The following is a 24,695-nucleotide window of genomic DNA, read 5'->3' on the forward strand; positions in this document are numbered from 1 at the left end:
GTTTCCCGGTGCTGCCTGCTTAAGGACACGGTTAAGAGGCGAGGCTTCGAGTTCTTTTTTGCTGTAGGGATAGCTAGTGGCCTCCAGGGCAGGATTTCCGTTTAAAGCGGGATTAGGACTGCCATAGTAGGAGGTAACATTCGCCTCGGCTGCAGGATTAAATGTCATAGTAGAGGTTTCTGCCTTAAAAGGAAGATATTCCTGGGTTTGTCTTCCAAACCCATCGTATTTGATATGGGTGATGATATCCTTGCCCGAATTTGACTGCTGACCGGCAATTTGCTGAATAGGTCTTCCCAGTCCGTCAAAGTAAGTGATGTTTTGGGAGGCCTGCAAAATACTAGGCGCCGTTATTTTTACCAAACTTGCTTTTTTGTAGGTAACGGTATTGATATAGTTTTGGGTTGGTGTCTGGGCAATAGCCAATACAGGACATAAAGACAAAAGGATTTTGATTAGTTTTTTCATGCTGCTTCTGGTTTATTGTTTGTAGTTGTACTGGTTCTCTGAAAGGATATTTCCGTCTTTGTCTTTTACAAATTCAAGTCTGCCGAAACTATCATAAGTATAGGTAATGGTATCTCCTTTTGGATCTGTAATACTGCTTACCCCTACAAGCGGGATATAAGTGTATGTTGTAATCATTGTATTTGGCAAAGCCCCGTTTGTTCGAAGAGCATTAATTACCCCAAGATTGTCTTCATTTAAAATACTTATATCCGATACTCCCAAAGCTGCTGCACTCTGCACCGCTGTAGCATTCTCTATCTTGGCAATGGGCTGGGTTTTGTTGTAACCCCAAATGATCGAAACTGATGCTCCATTTTCAATAGTATATTGTAAAATATTCCCTCTATTATCGTATTGATTGAAAGTGATTTTTTTATCTAAGCTCATATCTACATAATCTACTCCTTTATTTGCATACATATGCCTCTGAACTAATAAATTGCTTGTGGCCAAACTTTTATCATAAATTATTAATTGCTCGGACAATTTAGTACTTTCATTAAAAGTCTGATTTTTTAATGGGATATCTATCATATTGTTCGCTATCATTTCAGATACAAAAGGTAAGCCACTTGCCTCAGAGTCTTGTGCGTAAATATATTTAGTTACCTTTCTTTTTCCATTACTTGATATTAATTCAGATTTTGTAAGATTAAGATGTGTATAATTATCATAGTAAAAGCTTTTTTTCGCAATTGTAGCATTTTGTCCTTTATTAAAAAGAGTTTCTATTTCACCTGAAGAAACAACCCAATATGATGGAATATTATAATATTTTAATTTTTTTGAGTCAACAAAATGATTATCAATACCCGAATTTTGAGCCTCCGGAATTATTGAAAGTTTTGTTAATCCTTGTAAGTACTGGGTATCTTTTAATGCATATTGATACTCTACTTTCTTGATTGAATCACCAACAGAATTATAATAAATCATCTTTTTCATTTTACCATTCATTGGATTATGAATCACTGGAATATACGGTGCTGATATTGGATTCAAAATATCTTCGAAATTATTGTAGTAGTATTCAGTCTTTCCATTTTCGCCATTTTCACCATCAAGTTCAGTTACTTTGTCATAACCTATTGCCCCTCCATTTTGCGAAAGACTTGCTACAGAAATACTATTTGACATTCGAACAGAATAATTATAGTTATAAATATTCTGCCATACTGGATTACTTGGCCCAGTAGTTTGCAATCGGATTTGAACTACTGACACGGGAAAATCATATTTTAAAGGTGTAATAAGACGACCTGTTGTAGAACCATTAGCATTATTATACAAAAATTTCTTAACTCCTGTTATGCTGTTATTGCTATCATAATTAGTTATTTTCTGGATTCGTAAACCAGCCCCTTTTTTTTGTACGACAAAAGATTTTATAGTATAACTTGCCGTTATTGAAGAAGTTATTCCTTCTATATTTCTAATATCCATTGAATAATGGCCTGGAAAAATTATAAAGTCTAAAGTCTGCGTATTTGAATATTGACCAGAAGGTTGTGTTGCAGTTTCTAAAAACTGATACACAAGGTTTCCATCTTTATATAGATGAGCATAATCCCCAATATATACTAAATCTCCAGACTTCTTAAAAGTACCTTTCAACGTTACTACTGTAGTGTCTGCAACGGCAATATCAAATACTTCAGAGTACTTTCCTATCATGGAATTAGCCGAAGCTGATTTTAGCTGTAAAATAAAGTTGTCATCTTTTTTCAAATTACTATATTCATTTAACTCGTAATTGAATTTAGAGAATCCTTTAGTTGGGTACGTTATTGACGAAAGCATTCCTTTAATCATATCAATACTCACCTGATTTGCACCTCGATCTGCTCCTTTCCAAAACTTATTCTCTGATGGCATTATTTTACCTGGTAATATCGAAGTATTAGCTGTTTTACCATTATAATAGCCCCAATGATCTATTGCTTTTGTGTACTTATAAGGAAGATCATCGCTGTTGTAATAATCAAAAAGATAAGGCGGTTTAAGTTGTCCATTACTTCCTACTTCTACTACAGCATCTAATTTGAGTCTTCTTTTATTTGTAAAATCGTTGCTTAAACTTGCAGAGGTTTTAGATAAAAAATAACTATAATTAAAATTATATTTCTTTACCAATCTATTATCTAAATCCTTAATAACAATTTCAGATAATTTCTGCGGCTTTAGAGTTCCCAAGTATTCAATATCATCTCTGTCACTTGTATTAAAAAGGATTGTTCCTCCAGAAAAATTGATTTGTTTGAGATAAACATCCAAAGTAACTTGCTTTGATGCCATATTCTCATGATAGATCCCGGAAAATGTTGGTGGTAAATATCTTGAATCATTAGGAGCATATGTACCGTTTGACCTAGTTACCATATTGTATTCAGTTTCTGATTTTCCAATAAGACTTACACTTTGTATTTGTGGCTGTGTCTGATAAATAAAACTGACCGTCTCACCATTTGTCATTACAATTGAATCCAAATACCAAGAAGTTGTTATTAGTGGATTATCACTAAGAGTATAATTATCAAAAGTACCTATCTGAGAATCATTAGGAATATCACCATTTGTCAAACTTCTATAATAATCTATACCTCTCTCTCTCGTATTAAAATAATATCTAACTCCCATACCATCCGTGATCACCCAATTATCGGTTAGCTGAAGATACTGCATTCTTAGATTGTTTTTTTGATCCACATAAACCTGCGAGCCATTACTAAGTTTTCCCAATACAAATCTTCCAGAGTAGGCTCCAAAATTATAATTAAATGTGTCAGGTTCCGTATCAACCCATCCCTGATCAAAATTATACAAATATTCTTGATCATGCGAACTTAGGTTTGTCCAATTACCTGATAAAACATCCTGTTTATTTGGCAACGGATCTGCATCATAATATCCAATCTTACTAGACCCCGAACCAAATAAATCATCACCTCCTTTAACGACTTTTGTTATTACCCCTCCTGCAGACAAAGACCAACCTAACCCAACCCATCCTGCATTATCAGCAACTTTTATACCAGAAGAAAAATAATCCAGTCTAATGGGTAAAGTTTGATTCGCTGCCTTTATTTCATATAACGGTATTGTCAAACCAATCGTTCCATTGTAGTAATTAACAGGATTATTCCCGTAAACACCTAATGACGCAGCTGTTGGCGACGAAGGAATCGCTTTTAAAGGATCAAACGGTTGCTGGCCGTATGAGATAGTCCAAAAAAACGTTACTATTGCAAGTTGTACTATTTTCATTCTCATTTGATATTTATTTAAATGATTTTATAATCTTAATTAAATCCTTATTCTCTTTTTCAATTTTAGTCAAACGCTTATTTTGTTCTATAGAATATAAGGTTAATTCTTCTACTTTCTTTAAGAGAGCCATATTCATTTCTGTTAAATGAACTCCATTTTTTTCAAACTCTTTTGCTGAGGGAATGTCTGGTAAATGACTATTTTCTTTTACATAGCTTTCAACTTCTTCAAGTGTTTTTAACTTATAATCATTTGCGAAGACATAATCTGGTGCAGGGACATTTAAATCTACCTTTACCTCTTTTGAGTGAATTGTTCCATTTATAGCCAATTTAGCATCTGGATTTTCAGTTCCTATTCCTACGTTTCCACTCGAATTCCAGATACCTCCTCCTGACAAATAAACATTTCCTTTAAATCTGTTCTGATACGGAATCTCAACAGTTTTGGTACCGGTCAATGGCTCATCTACAGCACTCCATCCTTGAAACCAACTGCTGGTTTCAGACATTCCTTGTGCATATGCACTAACAGTGAATCTTTGATAATAAGATTTATCATTTATAAAAATTACCACTTTTCCATTTTCATTTGACAAATAAACTGATGGTGTATAACTACCTGATGAAGATATTTTTGGGCCATGAAAATAATATCCGGAAGGATCTGATTCATTTCCTATAAAATAGATGTAATAAACAATTGTTAAACTAATTGGTTCCAGAGTTCCATAGTTAAAACCAGATATGGTAATCGTAGGCATTTGACTTGCTGCTACAAAGGGTAGATTAGTTTTAATTTTAACGCCATTAACAGGAGTTCCACTAATCGAATAATTAACTATATTGTCATAATTCTGAGCATTGCAATTTAAAATAAATAATAATACTAAAAGATGCAGGTACTTTTCTTTCATAAATGGCTAAGATATTCGATTTTAATTATTAGAAAGTTTTGACTTCAATTCTTGGTTTTCTTCTTTTAAAGAGTTTATATCTTTTTTCATTTCAATCAGGTATAAAGTCAGCTCTTCAATTTTCTGTAAAAGTTTAGCATCCATTTCTCCCAGATTAATTCCGTTTTTCATCACTTCCTCTTCACTTGGAATATCCCTTAAATGTCCTTTTTCCTTAATATGTTTTTCTACTTCTGAAAGCGTTGGCAATTCATACTCTTTTTTAAATACAAAATCCGACCAAAATTGCGTATCAACTTTTACTTCTTTAGAATGGATTGTACCATTTACATCTAATTTATTGTTCGGATTATTAACTCCGATACCCACATTTCCATTATCCATTATTGTAAAACGATTGCTACACAGTCCTCCAGCCCCGCAACCAAGATTATCATAGGCCCAAAATTGTAAACTATTACCATACCCTCCGGTCATGTTATAAACCACCCAGGAATTCGCAATACCGTTCGAAGTCTTACTATCATTTTTAATTTGAATTTGCCCTCCTTCATCGCCTCCCATAGCACTAATTATAGCTCCCTTAATTATAGCATGACCATTTACATCCAATTTTTGTAGGGGGCTTGATGTTCCTATGCCCACATTGCCATCGCTGCCTCTCATATAAAGTATATCGTTTCGGTAACCATTTCCTGTATGTGCCCCAAATTTCACAAAGCCAGTTGCCCCATCAAATCCCATATCTATTCCTGAAACACCACCGCTACTTAAACTCGTATTATAAATGCCGTCATTATTAATTTTAAATTGCCCCACAGGCAAGGTTTGAGCAAAATTTCGATGCACCATAGAAACCATTAACAATAAAACGATTTTCTTCATATTCTTATCTATTTTAAAAATTTAAAACATAATTAAATCCAAAGCTTTAGAAACAAGCTTTTCCAACATACAAGTTCATTTAGTCGTCTTTTTCATTACACCTTTTTTCAGGTATTTTAATCTATTTCTTGTAGTCCCCTATTTATAAAACCTTCCCTTATAATAAGTTTTATAAACCAAAAACATTGTTGCGAATATAAACATATCAAAAGAAAAAGCTTTACGGGTTTCCTCATTCAGTATTTTATTCATCTAAAAAAGCTATAAAAAAAACCGGCTCAAAGCCAGTTTTTCAATAATCATTAAACTTTAAGCATTTTTTTTTAACAATCTTCACTTAAATACCTTTATTCTTTTGCAATATAACTTCCACAAAAAGCTGGTCTATATTCGTTTTATAATTGTGCTTCTTAACAAAATCCAGATGTTTTATACTTCCCAACATTGGATTATTTTCAACCTTATTGAGAACAGCCAAACAGCCATTAAATGATCCTTCAAGCGAAAAAACATAACTTGTTGTTACAAATCCCTTTTGTGAAATAATATGAGGTTCTTTAAAATCAATAATTTTTAAATGGTAACTTTCACTATAAGATGTTAGTTGTTTTAATAAATCATTTTGGAAAGATTCTGATGTTTTTACATCATTATTTGATAGTATCTGATCTAATTGCTTTTCTTTTTGAACTAATTGTGCAACCAATTTTGGCATATCACTATCTGCAGCTATCTCTTCTTGTTTGTTTTTATATTCACTATAATAAGATATTGTATTGGCAATCGCAAAAGAGTAGCAAACGTACAGTAATACAAAAAAACCTAACACCAGAAGTTTATTTCTTTTATCCAGTTTCATATTACTTCAGTGTTAAATTAATAGAGAATGTTGTTTCATTATTTTCATTCTTTCCAAAATGTGTAATCAACACTTTATCAACCCAATTTAGTTTTTCAACATCCTCAACCCATTTTGTAAAATCTTGATTAGTAACTGTAGTTCCGGAAATTGCTATAATTTTATCCGTTGTCACGATTGGTTCATCATTTTTAACTTTCTTTTCTAAAGGATTAAAAGTTAATTCTGTTAATAAAATAGAAGATGGAACCTTATTAGCAATTTCATTTATAATTAAAGAACTCCTAGAAGTCATTCGTCCATTTATATTTTTAACTTTCTCTTCCTTAACTATAATTCTTTGTTTTATTTTACTAACATCTTCAATTGAAGATTTATTAACCAATAAAATTTCTGATGATTCCTGAGCTAATTTATAATAGTGTGTAAAAAAAATAAAATTAAGAAGTAATATTCCAAGTATTATCCCGATCACTATTTTAATCGCTTTATTAAAAAATGTTTTTTGATTGTAACTATCATATAATTCTTCGCTATAGGATAGTACTGAACCCGTATTTAATGAATTATTTAGTAACAGACGTAAAATCCCGGAAAAAGGCAACAATTGACGATTTTCAATTTGTAGATCATTTATAGTATAAGTCACAGTAGATTCAAGAGAATTTAATGAAATTATTTGATTTCCCTCTTTTGATATACATTGCTGATTCGTATAAAGATTATCTTCTTCTGTATAACCCATGATATCAGCAACGCAACAAACACCAAGACTTATTCCGGCAATTATTATTTTTTGATTGGCATAATTCTCTAATAATTTATTTACATAAGACTTTCTCGCAATCGCAATTACAGATTTCGTTTTTAATCTCCAGATCTCATAATAAAACTCATCCCAATTTGTATTAGGAAAAGATTTGTATAATAGCTTTTCATCAGATGGTTCAATTCCTAAAACTTCTTTTTGAATAACCTGATTAGAATTTATTATTAGAAAAAAAGGCAATTTCACGTCCCATTTTTCTGCTATTTTTCCATTATAACTAACTCTGTCTTTTTGGGCAATTATTAGTCCCTCCTTTTTCTTTTCTACTAAAAGCAATGCTACTTTATCTTCATTATTTAAAGAAAAGTGTTCTACACCAATATATCGCTTTCCAAGTAACAAGCTATTTAAGGATAATGATGCCATTAGTAAATAACAGTTGGTTTAATTAGTACGCTTAATTTTTTCTTTGAATCCTCTCTTTTTCGAGAACTAAATAACCACTTGATAACAGGAATTCTCGATAATAATGGTACACCAGTTCCTGAATCATTTTTTACAGATTCTTCCAGCCCGCCCAAAACAATTAAATCCTGATCTTTAACCCTAATAATTGATGTAAATTCTCTGGAATTAATACCCGGAGGAGCATCTTTATCAACTTTTTGTCCGTTAAAACTTGATTGAATTACTTTGATATCCATAGTAATCTGACCGTTACCCGAAACCAACGGCATTATGGTTACTGATAGCTCAGCATCGATAGGCTGATAATTTTTAACTTCAGAAGCCTGAGGGATTTGCGAACCATAATAATTTTGATTGGTAACAACATAATATGTGGTTTCCCCTATTGAGAGATAAGCTTTATGACCATTTAAAGTAGATAATCTTGGAGAAGAACGTACTTTTAGATTGCCATTGGTCTCCATTGCTTTTAAACTTATATAAAAGTTAGGTACCACTTGTCCAATATTTAAAGAACCAAATCCGCTAAAACCATCAATAATTTTATTAATTGTAGTCGCTCCTAAATTAATATCAGCATTAGGAAAAACGGTACCTGAGGTTGTTACTGGTTTATCTCCTATCCCTGCTTTAATACCAGTTTCGACAGTAGCGCTTCTGTTAACCTCTAACAACATTACTTCGATCAAAATAACCGGAACAGCTTTATCAATATATTTTACGAAAGATTCAAAACGTTCAATATTGGCATCTGGACCGTTTACTAAAAAACTATTAAGTTCTTTATCAATTTTTATATCTAAATCTTTTTTTATTTCATCTGGAATTATGCTCAAAATAGATTCTGACGGGCCACTAGAACTTGTACCAGAAGACGATCCATAATTACTATTATTACTGCTATTTTGATTTGAGTAGTTTGAATTTGTACCTGAATTTGATCTATTATTGTTGTTCTCGTAGGAACTGTAATTTGAATAACTGTTTGTATTATTCAATCTTCCTGCACTCCTGCCCTCTTTTGATGGATCGCTCAAAATCTCAATAGACCTATGCATCAAGGCTATCGATTTTATATTTCTGACAATTAACTGATCTTTAGTTCCGAAATAATAAACTGACCCGCTTTTCTTAAACGTATAAATACCTCCAGAAGACGAGGGAGCCGATTGCGAAGGGTTATTATTAAATTGCTGAGAATTGTTATTTTGTACAAAACTATTATCAGTTTTGATTTCAAACAATTTTACAAGTAATTCGTCAAATGTTATATTTTTAGCTTTAACTGTTCCATTTCCTGCATTTTCTAGAGGACTAGATATAAACATATCGACATCAAGTTCATGACCAATATCATAAACAATACTTGAAATTGGAGTATTTTCAAAATCAACATCCAACAATTTTTTATCAGCATCTACAATCGTAAAGAAAAAATTTGATTTTCTAGGGCGCTGTGGTTTGTTTTGCCTTATAGCTCCATTTGCATCTGTTGGTCCATCTGTTACATAATTCCCTTCAGCCTTATCAAAAATATAAAAGTTATCTCTAGACTTGGTAACACTTAGATTATTAGCAAAAGCCAGTTTATTAAGTGCCGCATCAAAAGGCATACTTTTTATATAGGCAGTCAATAACTGATTTTCTAACCCTGGCGCAAAAACTAAGTTCTTACCACTTTCGTCCATAATTTTTCTGAAAACGTCATATAATTTATCATCTTTCAAATTGAGAGAAAGCAAATTATTTGCCAAATCATAAGTCACATCTATAGTTTTTACTTTTTGAATTTCAATAGGTTTTTCATATGATTTAATAGCTAAAATATTTCCCGTAAAATCAATTGTAAGATTATACTCTTTACATAAAAATAGTAGCAGATCTCCAACAGTAACATCCGAAAAGTTATTTACAATATTGGTCTGACTTAAATTAGGAGCAACGCTAATATTTAATTTATGTATTTGTGAAACTGCTAATAAAAAACTGGATAGTGAAGCTTCTTTAATATTTACATTAATTTTTTCGTTTAGTCCCGGTGCATCAGCGGTAATTGATTCTATATGATTTTTAAGCTGTTGTATTCTATTTTCCTGAGCAAATGAAATTTGAAAAAGAAGTATAAAAATTAGGGCAATTATATTTTTCATGAATATATTTGAATTGTAAGACCTTTTAGTATTTTTACTACAAGAGTAACGAAAAAACTTCATCAACAGAAGTAATTCCCTCTTTAATTAATAATAATGCATTGCGTTTTAATGTGAAAATATTTTTTTCATTCAGGTAATCATTAATATCTAACTGATTATTTTTAATCAAATTAGATAATTCAGACCCAATAGGCAAAATTTCGTAAATTGCTTTTCTACCCGAATAACCTGTATGATAGCAGTGTTCACATCCTACTGCAGTATAATGAAATTTTAAATCACCCGGAATTTCAAAACCAGTCGGGAAAATTTCTGCCGAAATTGATTCTTCCGTTTTACATGAATTACACAACTTACGAACCAATCGTTGTGCAACACTAATATTAAGTGTACTTGCAATTAAGAACGAAGGAATTCCCATATCAACCAATCTTGAAACAGTAGCCCAGGCCGAATTTGTATGAATTGTAGACAAAACCAAATGCCCAGTTAAAGCTGCACGAATTGCCATGTTTGCAGTATTAACATCACGTATCTCCCCTACCATAATTATATCCGGATCCTGTCTCAAAAAAGTTCTTAAAGTAGCCGCAAAATCGAGCCCTATATTTTCCTTTAACTGAACCTGATTAATTCCTTCCAATGTATATTCGATAGGATCTTCTACCGTTAAAATATTTGTATTTGGCTGATTTAGCTTTTTTAAAGTAGCATATAATGTTGTTGTTTTCCCTGATCCAGTTGGCCCCGAAATAAGAACTATTCCGTTTGGACGTTTTATATTTTCGAGATAAGATGCTAACTCCTTATCAGTAAAACCAAGAGAATTAATATCTATATGACTGGTATCTTTACTTAAAATACGAAGTACAACTTTTTCGCCATGCAAAGTGGGCAAAACAGAAACACGAACATCAAAATCCTGATAATCGGTTACCATAGTAATACGCCCATCTTGTGGCAATCTTTTTTCGGATATATCGAGTTGCGCCCGAATTTTAATTTTATTGACTATAACAGGATATTCCTCTACCGAAATATGAAATTGTTCTTTTAGTTTTCCGTCCAAACGAAAACGCACTCTGGCATTTTTTTCATAGGGTTCAAAATGAATATCACTACTTCCTATCTCTTTTGCATTTAATACAATCTTCTCTAAAAAATCAGAAGTGTAATGAATCTCTGAAACATCACTTGAAGTCTTTCGATAATTTGTGCTTAAATAACGGTTTATATTTTCTGTAGAATCTACTTCCAGTTCTACCTGAAAACTTAATAACACACCTAGTTCATTCTGAAGACTAACAATATCAGTAGCATCTGTTTTTAATACTACCGTTTGCTGTTTCTTTTCTACAGGAATAATTCTGTAGTAATAAGCTTGTTCTGATTTTATAAGCTGTTGAAACTCTACTGAAACATCAAAATCCCTCATTTAATAAGCGTATAAAAAAGTGTCGTTAACACAAAATGAAATTGCATATACGGCACCAAAAAAAAGTGACATAAAACCTGCCAATGGTACTGTTACCTCTTGTTTTTTATTATGCAATATCAAATGCAGAATTAAAGAAAAAACAAGGGAAAATACGAATAAAATAAGAAATGAAACTATTGAAAAAGATGCTGCTATAAAAATAAAAAACAACACATCTCCCAGTCCTATCATGTCAGTAAAATCTAAGTTTTTAAATTTAAGATATAGAACACTACCTCCTAAAATTAAGCCAATAAATAATAAATTAAAACCGAGATTAGTTATTGCGATCTGCAATGGTAATTTATGCAACTGAATAATAAAAGCCAGAATTCCAATAACTGGATATAAAAACCAATAAACCAGACGATTTTTAAAATCCTGATATAAAACTAATGCAAAGACAAGTATTAATATGAATTTAAAATACCACATTTAATCGTTTATAACTTGCTTTGGAACCCCGTTTTGATCGATTTCCCAAACATTAAAAACACCATTACCATTAAAGTCGGTAATTGCAGTAGCTTTTACTTTAAACTCATTGTTTGTTGACTGAACAATTTCATATACATAATTAGCACTACCATTTTCTTTGGTAGTCTTTGGGGCTTCAAAATCTATTTCAGTAAAATTAGGACTGTATTTAGAATACATAAAATAATACTGTTTCTCTGCATTATAAATAGCTTTCAGCTGTACTTGTGCCTCAACACTTTTGGCCTTGGTAATTAATGGCATCAGGTTTGGCAAGGCAATTAAAAGCAAGATTCCGATGATAGCTAATACAATTAACATTTCCTGTAAATTGAATGACGGCAGTTTTTTAAGTAGATTTTTCTTCAAGACTAAGAGCTAAATTATTTTCTACAAATATATCTTTTTTATTGAGAAAATAACAAGCAGTGTCATGAGAAATAATTTGTTAATAATTCTTTAAAATTTTAAGCTAAACCATCCTTAACTTCTTTCACTTCTGTAAAATAAATACCTGACAACTGAAGAGTTTCGGAAAATAGAATAAGATAAATTATCTAGTCTATAATTTTAGTTCACTTTGCATCAAAACTTTAACAAGCTAAAAAAAAAAAAAACCATTAACTATATCAGAATATACCTTTAAACATTTGTTAATTTTAACTAAAAAATATTAAATATTTTATTACTATTGCACCGCGCATTTTGCTTTTTTTTAACAAAATTTAACCTACTGATTATCAGTTAATCTATAAGATTTATTCTTAAAACAACCTAATCAAAATGAAAGCAAAACCGTATGTCAAAAAAAAACACTATTTATTTATGAATTATTTCTTGAAAAAAAATTGCTTAAAAACTAAGGCTATTTTAGTTCTTTTATTTAGTCTCCAAATTGGTAATGCACAGACCACAATATCAACTTCATTACCGCAAGTTACACTTCCATCCCCAACAGCATTTAGTATGATAAAATATACTGATGCACCTATTAATATTTCAGGAGGAAGACCCGATGTGACTGTACCTATTTATACTGTAAGTGAACCGGGAATAAGTTTTCCTATAGCTTTTAATTATGGATCTGGCGGTGTAAAGGTTGATGAAGTTGCCTCATCTTATGGATTGGGCTGGAATCTGATTGCAGGAGGATCTATAACCCGGGTTGTACGCGGAATTATGGATGAAAGTGCTCCCAAAAAAAGCAAAACTGATTTTAGCAACATAAGTACTTTAATCGGTGCTGCAAGTTCTGTTGACATTGGAACTTTAAGACATGCTAAAGGTATAACAGATCTATCTTTTGGATGTGATTATTTTCAAGTAAAAGGCTTTAATAAATATAGTGGTGGCTCAACTCCTTATGACTTAGAGCCAGATGTTTTTTATTTTAATTTTAATGGATATTCAGGAAAATTTATATTTGAAAATGGTGTTGGTTCAGATAATACTGCACCGGTATTCTTTCCTCGCAGAAAAGATATAAAAATCACAAAGGTTTTAGGAACAGAAAAATTATATCCTAATAAAAGTGTAGACAGAACAATAATTAAGGAATGGGTCTTAACCACACCTGATGGAATTGAATATTATTTTGGGCAAAACAATTTAAAAGAAACCAATTTTAATTATGCGTATAATACCGATGACCTTTTGTATAAAAAAGAAGAGGTTACAGGTTGGTTTCTTACTCGTATATACAATCCTATAACTAAAGCTGAAGTTACATTTAATTACAATCAGCATAATTATTCCTATGAGTATACAACAGATGAAGTTTATTCTCGCGCACAAAACAATTACGATCTTTGTGCAAAAGAAGCTTTTTTAAATGGCCTATTACTTCAATCTAATTTGAGTAGGGCTTCTGTAAAGACGTTTGTTTTAAGTGAAATTAATACCAGTAAGTTAAAAATTTCGTTTAATGGAACTGCCAACAGAGAAGATGTAGATAAATATAATGTATTTACGAGTGAAACTTACGATAATGCCAAAGTCCTTGATAAGATTGAAATTTTTGATAAATGGCATAATAAAATTTTAAAAAAATACAACTTAAACTATTCCTATTTTCTATCAAATATGACAGTTTCCTCTTATTTGCCAGCCTATACTGCAAGTAATGATCACAAACGACTGCGCTTAAATTCTATAACCGAATTAAATATTAATAATGAAACTTTACCTTCTTATGTTTTTACTTATAATGATGAAAACACATTAACATTACCTAGAAGACTTTCTTTTGCCAGAGACAAATGGGGTTTCTATAATGGTGCCCTTGGAAATGTTCGCTTGTTACCTTCTTGTCAATCACCAGCCAATAGAAATTCAGATCCTACAAATGCCAAGGCTTTCATGTTAAAAACGGTTCAATATCCTACTGGAGGAACACATTCTTTTCTATATGGTTATAATGCAGGTCTACGCTTAGAAAAAGTTTCTATTAAAGATATTAATTCTAACACCCTTATTGAAAATAGTTATTCTTATGACCAAGGTACATTATTAAATGTGACAAATGATTACGTATTTTCTGCAGCTTCTGCTGCAGACATCACTCTTGTTGGCACCATAACCAATAATAAATGCCAAACTGAAATATGGGCAGCAGGCACAGGTTATTATAATAATACTCATTATTTACAAGCTTACCCATCGTACATTCCACCAACCGGTATAGATTATAAACCATTAAATATATTATCATCTGCACCAATACTTTCATCGCAAGTACCAAATTTCTCTTCACCAATATACGGTTACGTAACCGTGACAAATTTAGAAAATAACGTTGCTAAGGGAAAAAAAGAATATGCTTTTAACAGACCAAGTAACCTCGCATCTCTCGACAAATATCCTTCAATTCCAGAAGAGAATAGTTTATACGGTAAACCAATCTACGAAAGAACTTATGATGCAAACAATACTCTTTTAAAAAGCGAAGATTTTGAATATGAAGAAAATTCAGATTCGAGAATTATCAAAGGAACTGCATTCAGTACTGTTAAGTGCTATATTAATAATAGCTCTAGTGAAAATTTCACCTCTGATATGCTTTTTTACCGATTTTATAATTTAACATCAAAGTCTTATTTACTTAAAAAGAAGACGACCACAGAATACCTTAATGGACAAAGCTTTATAAACACAGAAAATTATCAATACACTGCAAGTAATATAAGCGATCTGCCTACATCTATATCACGCAGTGAATCTGGAGGGAGTAGTATAGTAGAAAGCAAAACATATTCTGGTCAATCTAATGGTAGTAATGGCTATATAACTGACCTCTACAATGCAAATAGATTACAAGAACTGGTTTCGAGCAGCACTACTAAAAATGGAAATACGGTTAATTCTGCAAGAAAAGATTTTAAAACTTTCTCAGGTAATACAATGCCTTCAGAAATTTTTTCTTCTAAAGGTAATTATGCACTCGAAAGCAAATTAACTTTTACCTATTACGATGAAAAAGGAAATCCTTTAGAATATTACAAAACGACAGATGGCCAAAAAACTGTTTTAATATGGGGATATAATAAAGAATATCCAATAGCCGAAATAAAAGCAAAAACAATTACATACGCTTTTTTTAACAGCTATGCTTCTAATTTACAAAACCTCTCAAATTTAGATATTGATGTCACGTCAGAGGAAAACTTGCGAACAGCTTTAAACAACTTAAGAGTTACATTTCCTAATGATATGATTACGACGTACACTTATGATCCTAATAAAGGTATTACAAGTATTACAGATCCTACAGGAAAGACAATATACTATACTTATGATCTTTTCGGACGATTACAATTTGTGAAAGATGCACAAGGCAATCTACTTTCTGAAAATCAATATAATTATAAAAACTAATTCTGCGATGAAAAATATTTTAAAACATATCACCACTTTATTATTGGTTTTTATAACAACAAAATCAATTGCTCAAACGACCGCAAATATTATTATAAAAGATTATACCGTTACTGCTCCTGAAACCATTATTGCAACAGAAAGCATTACAATAAAACCAACTACCATAATTCCTATGGGCAGTGTTTTTTTAGCTACAATAAATTCTGAACTTTATACGTCTCCAACTTTCAGTAATGAAAATTACATTTTCACCAGGACATTCCAAAAAGCCATGACAACTGTAAGTGGTATAGGCAGTAACCGTGATGTTATAGAAAACATAACTTATTTTGATGGGCTTGGCAGACCAAAACAAAATATTGCCATAAAAGCATCACCATTATATAAAGACATTGTTACTCACATCTCTTACGATTCTATAGGAAGACAAAACAAAGAATACCTCCCGTATATGGAAAATACCGGAGCTATAGCTACTTACAGAAGTAATGCTCTTGCAAATACTAATAGTTATTATGCAGCAAATTTTCCAAATGATATCAATAGCGTAAAACCGAATCCTTTTTCAGAAAAAAAGATAGAGTCATCACCTTTAAACAGAGTACTACAGCAGGCAGCACCTGGTAACGACTGGTCTTTATCCGGTAATCAAACCATTAAATTAGATTATCAGGTAAATATAGCTACAGATTCTATTAGATTTTACAAAGTAGGTTTTGTAGTAAATACTGATGGAGAAAGTGTTCCTACTTTGCTTTTGAATTCAAACTATGAAAATGGTCAATTGTACAAAACCATAACCAAAAATGAGAATTGGAAAACTGCAGACGGCAATAATAAAACCACTCAGGAATTTAAAGATAAAGAGGGGCAAATTATTCTTAAAAGAACTTTTAACAATGGTATTGCACACGATACACAGTACGTATACGATGATTACGGAAACCTTACTTACGTATTGCCTCCGTTAGTCAATCGAACTAAATTAATTAATAACACTACATGTTCTACAACTACAGGATATGCCAATTTTACCAAATCTATTAATCAATATGTATTTTCGCAAAAATCAGGTGGAGGCTCTGTAGATGTAAGTATTACAAACAATATTCTAAAGATAGTCTTTGCCGGAAGTTATAATGCGGCAATGTTAAATTCAACTCCGCAGGATTTACCGACTTCACCTTGTAGTTTACCAGATATGACCATAGGAACAATTTCTAACGGAGATTATAATGTAACAATTGTGGGAGGCAAATTAAAACTAACTAGTCTTACTGGTCGAACTTCTACCGGATTTAGTGGTAATTTTTCTATAAATTTGCCATTATCCTACACCACGTCATCAGGTACAACACTTGACAATTCGATCTTGGATAATTTATGTTATCAATATAAATATGATCAATACAACCGATTAGTCGAAAAAAAATTGCCTGGAAAAGAGGTAGAATACATCATATATGATAGAGGTAACAGGCCAATTTTAACGCAGGATGGAAATCTCAGAGCGTTAAAAAAATGGCTGTTTACTAAATACGATTTTTTAGGAAGACCTGTTTACACTGGAGATTATACCAATACAGTTCAATTAAAAAGATCTGCTATGCAAACTTTTGTAAGCGGCACCGCTATTACAGAAACAAAACAAAAAACTGCTAATACAATTAATGGCACTACTATTTATTACAGCAATATAGCTTTTCCAAAGGATGCTGATATTAACATTTTCACCATCAATTATTATGATGACTATAATTTTGATTTAGACGGAAGTACAGCTGAAAACGCAGTTTCGTATGGAACTACGCCTATTACCTATGCAAACGGACTGGCAACTGGAAGCAAAGTTCGTGTACTGGAAACAAGTCCTGCTAAATGGATTACCAATATAATATATTATGATGCAAAAGGAAGAGTGATTTCGAACTATAACAAAAATAACTTTTTAGACATTACAACCAGCACACAAAATAACCTTGATTTTCCTGGCAAAGTAGTAGAAACAACTATAACACACCAAAAAAATGGTGCAGCAGCTATTGTCACAGCAGATAGCTATACATACGACCACGCAGGAAGATTGTTGACACAAAAACAAAAAATAAACACACGTGATCAGGAATTTATTGCCAACAATACCTATGACAATTTAGGACAATTGGTATCTAAAGGAGTTGGAGGGACAATTAATCAGGCTCGTTTGCAAACTGTAGATTACACTTATAATATACGCGGCTGGTTAAAAAACATCAACAACGTAAATGCAATGGGGAGTGATTTATTTGCTTTTCAGCTCAACTACAACACTCCGGCATCAGGAACACCTTTGTTTAATGGTAACATAAGTCAAACGTTTTCAAGAACAGCCTATACAGATACTAGTTTAAAAAACTACACTTATAGTTATGACGATTTAAACAGACTGACACAGGCCATAGATGGTTCTGTCCTAAACCCGGGAAGATATAATGAAATTTTAAATTACGACAAAAACGGGAATATCACTAATTTAACCCGAATGGGACATAGAGACATTAAAGCCACACTATTTGGCACTATGGATATTTTAACTTATACCTATACCGGAAACAGACTTGATAAAGTAGAAGATACATCAGGAAGTACTGAAGGATTTAGCAACAAGGTTGATCAGCTTACAGAATATACCTATGATGCAAACGCCAACATGAAAACCGATGCCAATAAAAACATTACAGCCATTAGCTACAACTATTTAAATCTTCCAACCTCAATAGCTATAAATGGTGGTACGATCAATTATTGGTATGATGCCACAGGTGTTAAGCAACGTAAAAGCATAAGTACCGGCGAAAGCACAGATTATGCCGGAAATTATATTTATCAAAACAACGTTTTAAAACAGTTTTCGCAACCGGAAGGTTATGTAACCCTAAATGCCGGAACTTTTAACTATATTTACCAATACAAAGATCATCTAGGCAATAACCGATTAAGTTATCAGGACAAAAACAATGATGGCACCGTTAACAATACCGAAATTGTTCAGGAAAATAACTATTATGCCTTTGGATTGACTCAAAAAGGATTTAATGGTACTATAAATGGTGTAGATAATAAGTATAAGTACAATGGAAAAGAAATGCAAGACGAGAATATTGGCGGAAATCAGCTAAATCTATATGATTATGGGGCGAGAAATTATGACCCTGCACTTGGCCGTTGGATGAATATTGACCCGTTAGCTGAGAAATCTCGTAGATGGTCACCATATAACTATGCATATAATAACCCAATCTATTTTGTTGACCCTGACGGAATGGAATCTCAAGGTTTCATTTATGATGAGAAACAACTTGCAGAAATGCGAGCAGATAATAAGAAATTTGCACAATGGGTCAATAATGGAGGTTACAGCAATGAAAGTAGTAATGAAAGTAGTAATGAAAGTAGTAATGAAAGTAGTAATGAAAGTAGGAATGAAAGTAGTAATGAGAGTAGTAATGAGATAGACCCTCCTGCAAAAAAATCAAAACCAGAGACAATCTGGGAATGGATAAGTGGACAAAGAAATACGCTTCAGAAAAATAACAAAAATTTACAAATAGCTCAATTCCCAGAAGCTGTAACATTCTTTTTAGGAGGTGCTGAAGTTAAAGCGACAAATGAAGCAATTAAATTAATTTCTCTTGTAAAAACGGATTCAAAAATATTAAAATTGGCAAAGGAAACTTTTTCTGGAAATAAAACGCTGAGTAAAGAAGCAAACGCTTTACTACAACAGCTTTCTAATGGTAACATGAATCCAGGTATAGGAACTAAGATTATTTCGGGAAGTATATCGGAAGCAAGAAGTGTTGGTGGAGCAAGAGTTTATTTTAGAAAAATTGGTGAGCAAATAGAAATTTTGGCGTATTCTGCGAAATCTAATCAACAAGCTGTAATTGATAGAATATTAAAAATTTTTTAAATATGAAATTTAAAATAGTTATACCTGCAAGGTATCATGTTAAGAATTATTACAATGACAATTTAGACGTTAATGTAATTTTGGAAAATAAGGAAATATTTTTCGCTACAATTTTTACTTTGGACAACATAAAAATGCTTTTGGAACTAAATAAAAGCAATTTTTTTTGGGCGGACACAATGATAATTATTAAAGATTTGAAAAAAGAAACTATTAAAGAATTTGTTAAAGAAGTTATAGATGATGGTAATCTCGAATCAATTTTTTATAAAATCGGAAATCTAGGTGAGATAGAAGGCTATCCTATTAATTTTGAAAGTGTAACAGATTTTATTCATCAAATATAAAATGGGTAATGTATCGGTAATGTATCAGATGTGTTGGCAGCTAATTAATTTACATATAACTCACAGATTACAAATATTTTACATTACTGTCACAGTAAAATTAAAACAGCTTTGGGGTAATTTTTAATGTCTTAAATCGAAAAAAAAATGAGCTTAAAATCCAACTTCGTATTGCAGATATGCTGATAAAAAAGAAATTTTAAATTCAATTTATAACAAATAAGCGTCTATCCTGCTCCGCAGGATAGACGCTTATTTTCTTTATTAAAATTTTATCAGACTTTTTAATTTTGAGATTGTGATTGTTGTTATCGGCACGCTTATAAATAAAAAATATGAAACAAAAAGAAATTAAATTAAGTAAAAGAAAGTTAATTCTTCTTTTATTAGCATCAATTGGGTTTATTATTATTAGTTCTGCGTTTATTCTATATCCCGAACGCTTTATTTCATTTATCTTTTTTAATGAAAAAATAATTAAAAATATAGGACTTATAGGGCTTCCCTTTTTTGGATTAGCATTTATATTGTTAGTAAAAAAAATGTTTGACAATAAACCAGGATTAATTATAAATGAAAAGGGAATAACAGATAACAGTAATTCTAGTTCAATAGGTTTGATAAAATGGTCAGACATTACCGAAATTAGTTTGAGTAAAGTTATGTCAACGCAGTTTTTGTTGATTAAAGTAAGTAATCCAGAAGATTATATACAAAAGGCAAATCAAATGAAGAAATTGTTATTAAAACAAAACTTAAAAACCTATGGTACACCAATTACAATAACATCAGTAGGCTTGCAGTGTTCTTTTGAAGACTTAGAGCAAATGATTTTGGAAAGCTACAATCAAAACAGGTAATATCGGTGATGTATCAGATATGTTGGTGGTTAATTATTACACCAAACATTTACAGATTATCATGGATTTATATTAATACCGCAGTAAAATTAAAACAACCTTCGGGTTGTCCAAAATCAAAAAAAGCCACTTCAATTACGGAGTGGCTTTTGATTTATCCCGCTCCACTAAGTGTTCCTCATCAAAAACTTATGAGCTTACTCAGCTTTAAAATAAAGAACTTCCATAAAAACAAAAAAGAGACTAAAGTCTCTTTTTTTGTTTATATATAAATCCTTACAATAACAGATTACTTGTCTTTAAGTAATTTTTCTAAATAACTATTTTTTTCTTTTTCAGCTTCCAGCAAACGTTCATAAAGTTTTTCTTTTTCTTCAAAAACCTGAACTAATTTATCTATAGGATTAAAAGTGCACCCATAATTAAAAGAAGAGGCATTATCATGATTATTGACTGTATTACCAATAATATTCAAAACTGCTTCTTCAGAGAAATTTTTAATCGCTTCTACATTTACTCCCAAAGCTTTCGCTACCTCTATAAGTTTTTCTTCGTCTATAGTTTCACTATTTTCCATTGCAGATATAGCTTGTTGATTGGTTCCCAAAGCTAGTGCCAGGGCATCTTGTTTCATATTGCGAAGTTCACGAATCCTGCTAATTTTTCGTCCAATATGGCTTGGTTTGGTAAATGTACTCATAGCTAAAAGATAATAATTACAACTAAAAAAATTAAGAAATATGCATCGCAAAGCTTAAAACAATTTGATAGACTTCAATACATTTTTTTTCCTGCAATGTAAAACAAAAATACAATTTTTCGGACAGCGAACAATTAAAAAATCTAATTTATAGAAGCTATTCAAATTTTCTAACTGCTATCCAAAAGTTTATACAAAAAGCTCTCTTTCTTTTCAATTATGACAAAAAGTAAATATGCGATAAAAAACAACTTTGTCAGAGAAAATAAACCGAACAAGGGCATAAACTATTTACAAAATAAAAAGTAGGAAAATCAAATTTTTACAAATCACAAAACGAAAGTAATATCTTAAAAATAAAGATATTCTTTTAACATGAAGTTATATCAATTTCATTAGATTTGTTAAAAAAATATTAATAAAATTAAATAAGTAATTGTGCTTTATTTCGTTGAAACAAAGCATAGTCTATATAATTAAAAATCAACGTTATGATAAAAAAAATAGTTGTGTTGGCTGTACTAATATGTTCTGCTTGTCAAACAACAAAAATTAAAAATGAAGACTATAAATTTTCAACGTCAGTGATAGAATTAGGAAGCATTGGCGAATCTAAATTATCTTACAACCAAAATACTTTTGAAGCTAAAGCGCTGGCTAAACTCGAAAACAATATCAGAGTGGAAATTGGAGTTGTACCCTACAACAAAAAATTAAACAAAATTTACAAATCAAAAGCTAAGTACAATCAGAACCAGACAAAAGTAGCTTTTATAGACAGTCTTCCTATTAAACCGGAATTGGTTACCATTCAAATTCTTGATGTTTCAGGTTTGGTTCAGGAAATCAATGCCGATTATAATGCCAATATTTTAAAGTTTTTAATAAATACCGAAAACTCCAAAATAGTTTCTAGTCTGGCATGCAGCTTATCGACTGACGAAATTGCAAAAATTCGCCAATCTGATGCTTATTACTTAACCAATTCGCAATTAAAAAAATATACAATTGCCTTGTTTAAGTCCGGAAAAAAAGTAGATATAATTGATATTAATCCAGAAACAATTGTAGCCTATCAGGTAAGTAAATTTTGCTGGGCAACAACAAATACCGGAAACTGGTATCTGGCTGATATTGTAAACGAAAAAAGCAACTGTGCCGGTATCACACAAAACAAGATAACCGAAAAGAAAAAATCTAAAAGTTTATTTGATATGTAATTTTCAACTTTTAGAATCCTATTAAAATTAAAATGCCTATTCCTTTTTATCATGAATAAAATCACCTTATACAAATCATTTTTACTGTTGTTTATCCTTTGTTTTTTTTCTTGCGAAGAAATACTTACCGTACCAAATATCTCTAAAAATGAAGTTATTCTTATAGCACCTGCAAATAACAGTTTACTCTCATCGACTGGCGTAACTTTATCCTGGGAGGCTGTCGAAAATGCAGAAAAATATCACATTCAAATTGCAATACCAAGTTTTGAAGCGGCACAACAATTAGTTCTCGATACCATAGTGGCCAAAAATTCTTTTACACAACAACTCAATATAGGAAAATATGAATGGCGTGTTAAGGCGTTAAATAGTGCTTATGAAACAGTTTATACCAAAAGAAACTTCGAAATTTTAAATAATGATGATTTTCAAAATAATACTGTTATCTTATTAACCCCAACTAATAACCTAACAACCAAAACTGCTTTGCAAAAACTCTCATGGGATGCCATTATTGGAGCAACAAATTACCAACTTCAGGTTTTAGATGAGAATAGCACTTTGGTAAAAGAACAAAATACAGAAGCAACATTTCTTAACTTCACTTTTGATGAAGGTAAATATACATGGAAGATAAGAGCCAGTAACGGAACTGCTCAAACTCTTTATACATCAAGAACAATTATCGTTGATACAAAAGCACCAAATACTCCTACCCTATCTAATCCGGTTAATGCAAGCACTACGACAAATACAAGTATAAACTTTCAATGGAACAGAACTCCTATTGCAGGAACTACAGAGAAAGACAGTATTTATGTTTATACAGAAAGTGCCTTGACCAATTTAAACTTCAAGGATCTAGGAAATAGCCCGTATAGTAAGACCTTAACTAAGGGTACTTATTATTGGTTTGTAAAATCATTCGACGATGCCGGAAACCAAAGTGCCAGAAGTACTGTTTTTAACTTTACTATAAATTAAAATCAACAGCTTAAGATTGTATTAAATTCACTAAAATTCTCAACCTAACATGAATAAATCAATTTCATTAATTCTCATATTATTTTGCATAAATCTTTCTTTTTTATCTGCACAAAATACAACATTCAATAATGTAGCAATAGGCCTTGATACTCCAGTATACGGAACACAAATAAAAACGAACTTCATTGGTTATAACGGAACATGGGTTCGTGGTTATAATATCACCAATGAATCGGGCAATCAGACTTTTTTTACATTTGCTTCTACAGGTTCTAGTGTAAATGGTGTTTCAACAGTTACAAATAATTTTATTGGAAAAGACTTTGATACCAGGTACATGACATTTTTACCAAATGGAAATATTGGTATTGGCACCCCCAGCCCACAATACAAACTAGATCTTTTTGGTGCATTATGTGTGGGCAGTGAAAGTGTAAATGCCAATACTACCAAAATCTTCCTTCGTAATCCTTACGGGAAAACCTGGGCAATAAGTTCGGGAGCAAATATGGTCACTGAATCAAGTTTTTCAATCTATAACTGGTCAGATAATCAAACTAATCCTTTCTTTCATATAAACAATAGCGGAAATATCGGAATCGGAACATTCGCTCCAGACGAAAAACTAACCGTAAAAGGAAAAATTCACACCCAGGAAGTTCGTGTAGATATGGCCGGACCATTAGTTCCTGATTACGTTTTTGCAAACGATTATAAATTACAATCCTTAGAAGAAGTTGAAAAGTATATTAACGAAAACAAACATCTACCAGAAATTCCATCTGCTCAGGAAATTGAAAAAAATGGTTTGATGCTGGCAGAAATGAACATGTCTTTGCTTAAAAAAATGGAAGAAATGACACTTTATATGATTGAACAAAGTAAAGAACTAACGAATGTAAAACAACAATTATTGTTGCAAAATAATGAAATAAAGAAACTAAAAAATCATATCAAATAATTCAGAAT

18 protein-coding genes are annotated in these 24,695 nt (G+C 31.6%); 7 read left to right on the plus strand and 11 right to left on the minus strand.

The features are described from left to right. The 10 genes from KHA98_RS22220 to KHA98_RS22265 form a co-directional block, all read right to left on the minus strand. The coding region (locus tag KHA98_RS22220) for a DUF6443 domain-containing protein (RefSeq protein WP_246522492.1) at positions 1 to 468 on the minus strand (468 nt) is incomplete at its 3' end. 12 nt (positions 469 to 480) lie between these two features. Beyond that, on the minus strand, positions 481 to 3,774 hold the full coding sequence (locus KHA98_RS22225; protein ID WP_213260191.1) for an RHS repeat domain-containing protein: 3,294 nt from the start codon (positions 3,772 to 3,774) through the stop codon (positions 481 to 483). Between the two features lie 13 nt (positions 3,775 to 3,787). Further along, positions 3,788 to 4,693, minus strand: coding sequence for a hypothetical protein (locus KHA98_RS22230; RefSeq protein WP_213260192.1), 906 nt, complete (start codon positions 4,691 to 4,693; stop codon positions 3,788 to 3,790). A 21-nt stretch (positions 4,694 to 4,714) separates the two neighbouring features. Next, entirely contained in the window at positions 4,715 to 5,578 is an 864-nt protein-coding gene (locus tag KHA98_RS22235; protein WP_213260193.1) for a hypothetical protein, read from the minus strand. A 337-nt stretch (positions 5,579 to 5,915) separates the two neighbouring features. Then, positions 5,916 to 6,437 carry a general secretion pathway protein gene (locus KHA98_RS22240; protein ID WP_213260194.1) on the minus strand — a complete coding sequence of 174 codons (522 nt, stop codon included), beginning with the start codon at positions 6,435 to 6,437 and terminating at the stop codon, positions 5,916 to 5,918. Position 6,438: 1 nt separating this feature from the next. After that, complete coding sequence (locus KHA98_RS22245; RefSeq protein ID WP_213260195.1) at positions 6,439 to 7,632, minus strand: general secretion pathway protein; 1,194 nt, start codon at positions 7,630 to 7,632, stop codon at positions 6,439 to 6,441. Next, positions 7,632 to 9,824 (minus strand): type II secretion system protein GspD, encoded by a 2,193-nt coding sequence (locus KHA98_RS22250; protein ID WP_213260196.1) that lies wholly within the window; start codon positions 9,822 to 9,824, stop codon positions 7,632 to 7,634. The genes KHA98_RS22245 and KHA98_RS22250 overlap by 1 nt, the downstream gene beginning before the upstream one ends. A gap of 37 nt (positions 9,825 to 9,861) precedes the next feature. Continuing rightward, complete coding sequence (locus KHA98_RS22255) at positions 9,862 to 11,262, minus strand: GspE/PulE family protein (protein ID WP_213260197.1); 1,401 nt, start codon at positions 11,260 to 11,262, stop codon at positions 9,862 to 9,864. Beyond that, positions 11,263 to 11,739 carry a general secretion pathway protein gene (locus KHA98_RS22260; protein WP_213260198.1) on the minus strand — a complete coding sequence of 159 codons (477 nt, stop codon included), beginning with the start codon at positions 11,737 to 11,739 and terminating at the stop codon, positions 11,263 to 11,265. Next, positions 11,740 to 12,150, minus strand: coding sequence for a type IV pilin protein (locus KHA98_RS22265; RefSeq protein WP_379732470.1), 411 nt, complete (start codon positions 12,148 to 12,150; stop codon positions 11,740 to 11,742). A 597-nt stretch (positions 12,151 to 12,747) separates the two neighbouring features. On the opposite strand from KHA98_RS22265, the gene KHA98_RS22270 reads away from it, so the two are divergent. The 4 genes from KHA98_RS22270 to KHA98_RS22285 all read left to right on the plus strand — a co-directional run bounded on the left by KHA98_RS22270 (position 12,748) and on the right by KHA98_RS22285 (position 20,816). Then, positions 12,748 to 15,654, plus strand: coding sequence for an RHS repeat protein (locus KHA98_RS22270; protein WP_213260200.1), 2,907 nt, complete (start codon positions 12,748 to 12,750; stop codon positions 15,652 to 15,654). A 7-nt stretch (positions 15,655 to 15,661) separates the two neighbouring features. Continuing rightward, positions 15,662 to 19,609, plus strand: coding sequence for a DUF6443 domain-containing protein (locus tag KHA98_RS22275; RefSeq protein ID WP_213260201.1), 3,948 nt, complete (start codon positions 15,662 to 15,664; stop codon positions 19,607 to 19,609). Between the two features lie 2 nt (positions 19,610 to 19,611). Continuing rightward, positions 19,612 to 19,956: a hypothetical protein gene (locus KHA98_RS22280; RefSeq protein ID WP_213260202.1), complete on the plus strand. Its 345-nt coding sequence runs from the start codon at positions 19,612 to 19,614 to the stop codon at positions 19,954 to 19,956. A gap of 335 nt (positions 19,957 to 20,291) precedes the next feature. Next, complete coding sequence (locus KHA98_RS22285) at positions 20,292 to 20,816, plus strand: STM3941 family protein (protein WP_213260203.1); 525 nt, start codon at positions 20,292 to 20,294, stop codon at positions 20,814 to 20,816. A gap of 289 nt (positions 20,817 to 21,105) precedes the next feature. Here KHA98_RS22285 and KHA98_RS22290 read toward each other — a convergent pair whose 3' ends face one another. Continuing rightward, positions 21,106 to 21,516 (minus strand): helix-turn-helix domain-containing protein, encoded by a 411-nt coding sequence (locus tag KHA98_RS22290; protein ID WP_213260204.1) that lies wholly within the window; start codon positions 21,514 to 21,516, stop codon positions 21,106 to 21,108. A 491-nt stretch (positions 21,517 to 22,007) separates the two neighbouring features. On the opposite strand from KHA98_RS22290, the gene KHA98_RS22295 reads away from it, so the two are divergent. From KHA98_RS22295 to KHA98_RS22305, 3 genes are read left to right on the plus strand one after another with little or no spacing between them, the layout of a single operon-like run. Next, a complete protein-coding gene (locus KHA98_RS22295) occupies positions 22,008 to 22,736 on the plus strand; it encodes a hypothetical protein (RefSeq protein WP_213260205.1) in 729 nt (242 codons plus the stop codon). Positions 22,737 to 22,787: 51 nt separating this feature from the next. Continuing rightward, positions 22,788 to 23,723: a hypothetical protein gene (locus KHA98_RS22300; protein ID WP_213260206.1), complete on the plus strand. Its 936-nt coding sequence runs from the start codon at positions 22,788 to 22,790 to the stop codon at positions 23,721 to 23,723. Positions 23,724 to 23,772: 49 nt separating this feature from the next. Further along, positions 23,773 to 24,687 carry a tail fiber protein gene (locus tag KHA98_RS22305; RefSeq protein WP_213260207.1) on the plus strand — a complete coding sequence of 305 codons (915 nt, stop codon included), beginning with the start codon at positions 23,773 to 23,775 and terminating at the stop codon, positions 24,685 to 24,687. Positions 24,688 to 24,695: the final 8 nt, after the last annotated feature.

This window comes from Flavobacterium branchiicola (assembly GCF_018383905.1).
GTDB classification, from domain to species: domain Bacteria; phylum Bacteroidota; class Bacteroidia; order Flavobacteriales; family Flavobacteriaceae; genus Flavobacterium; species Flavobacterium branchiicola.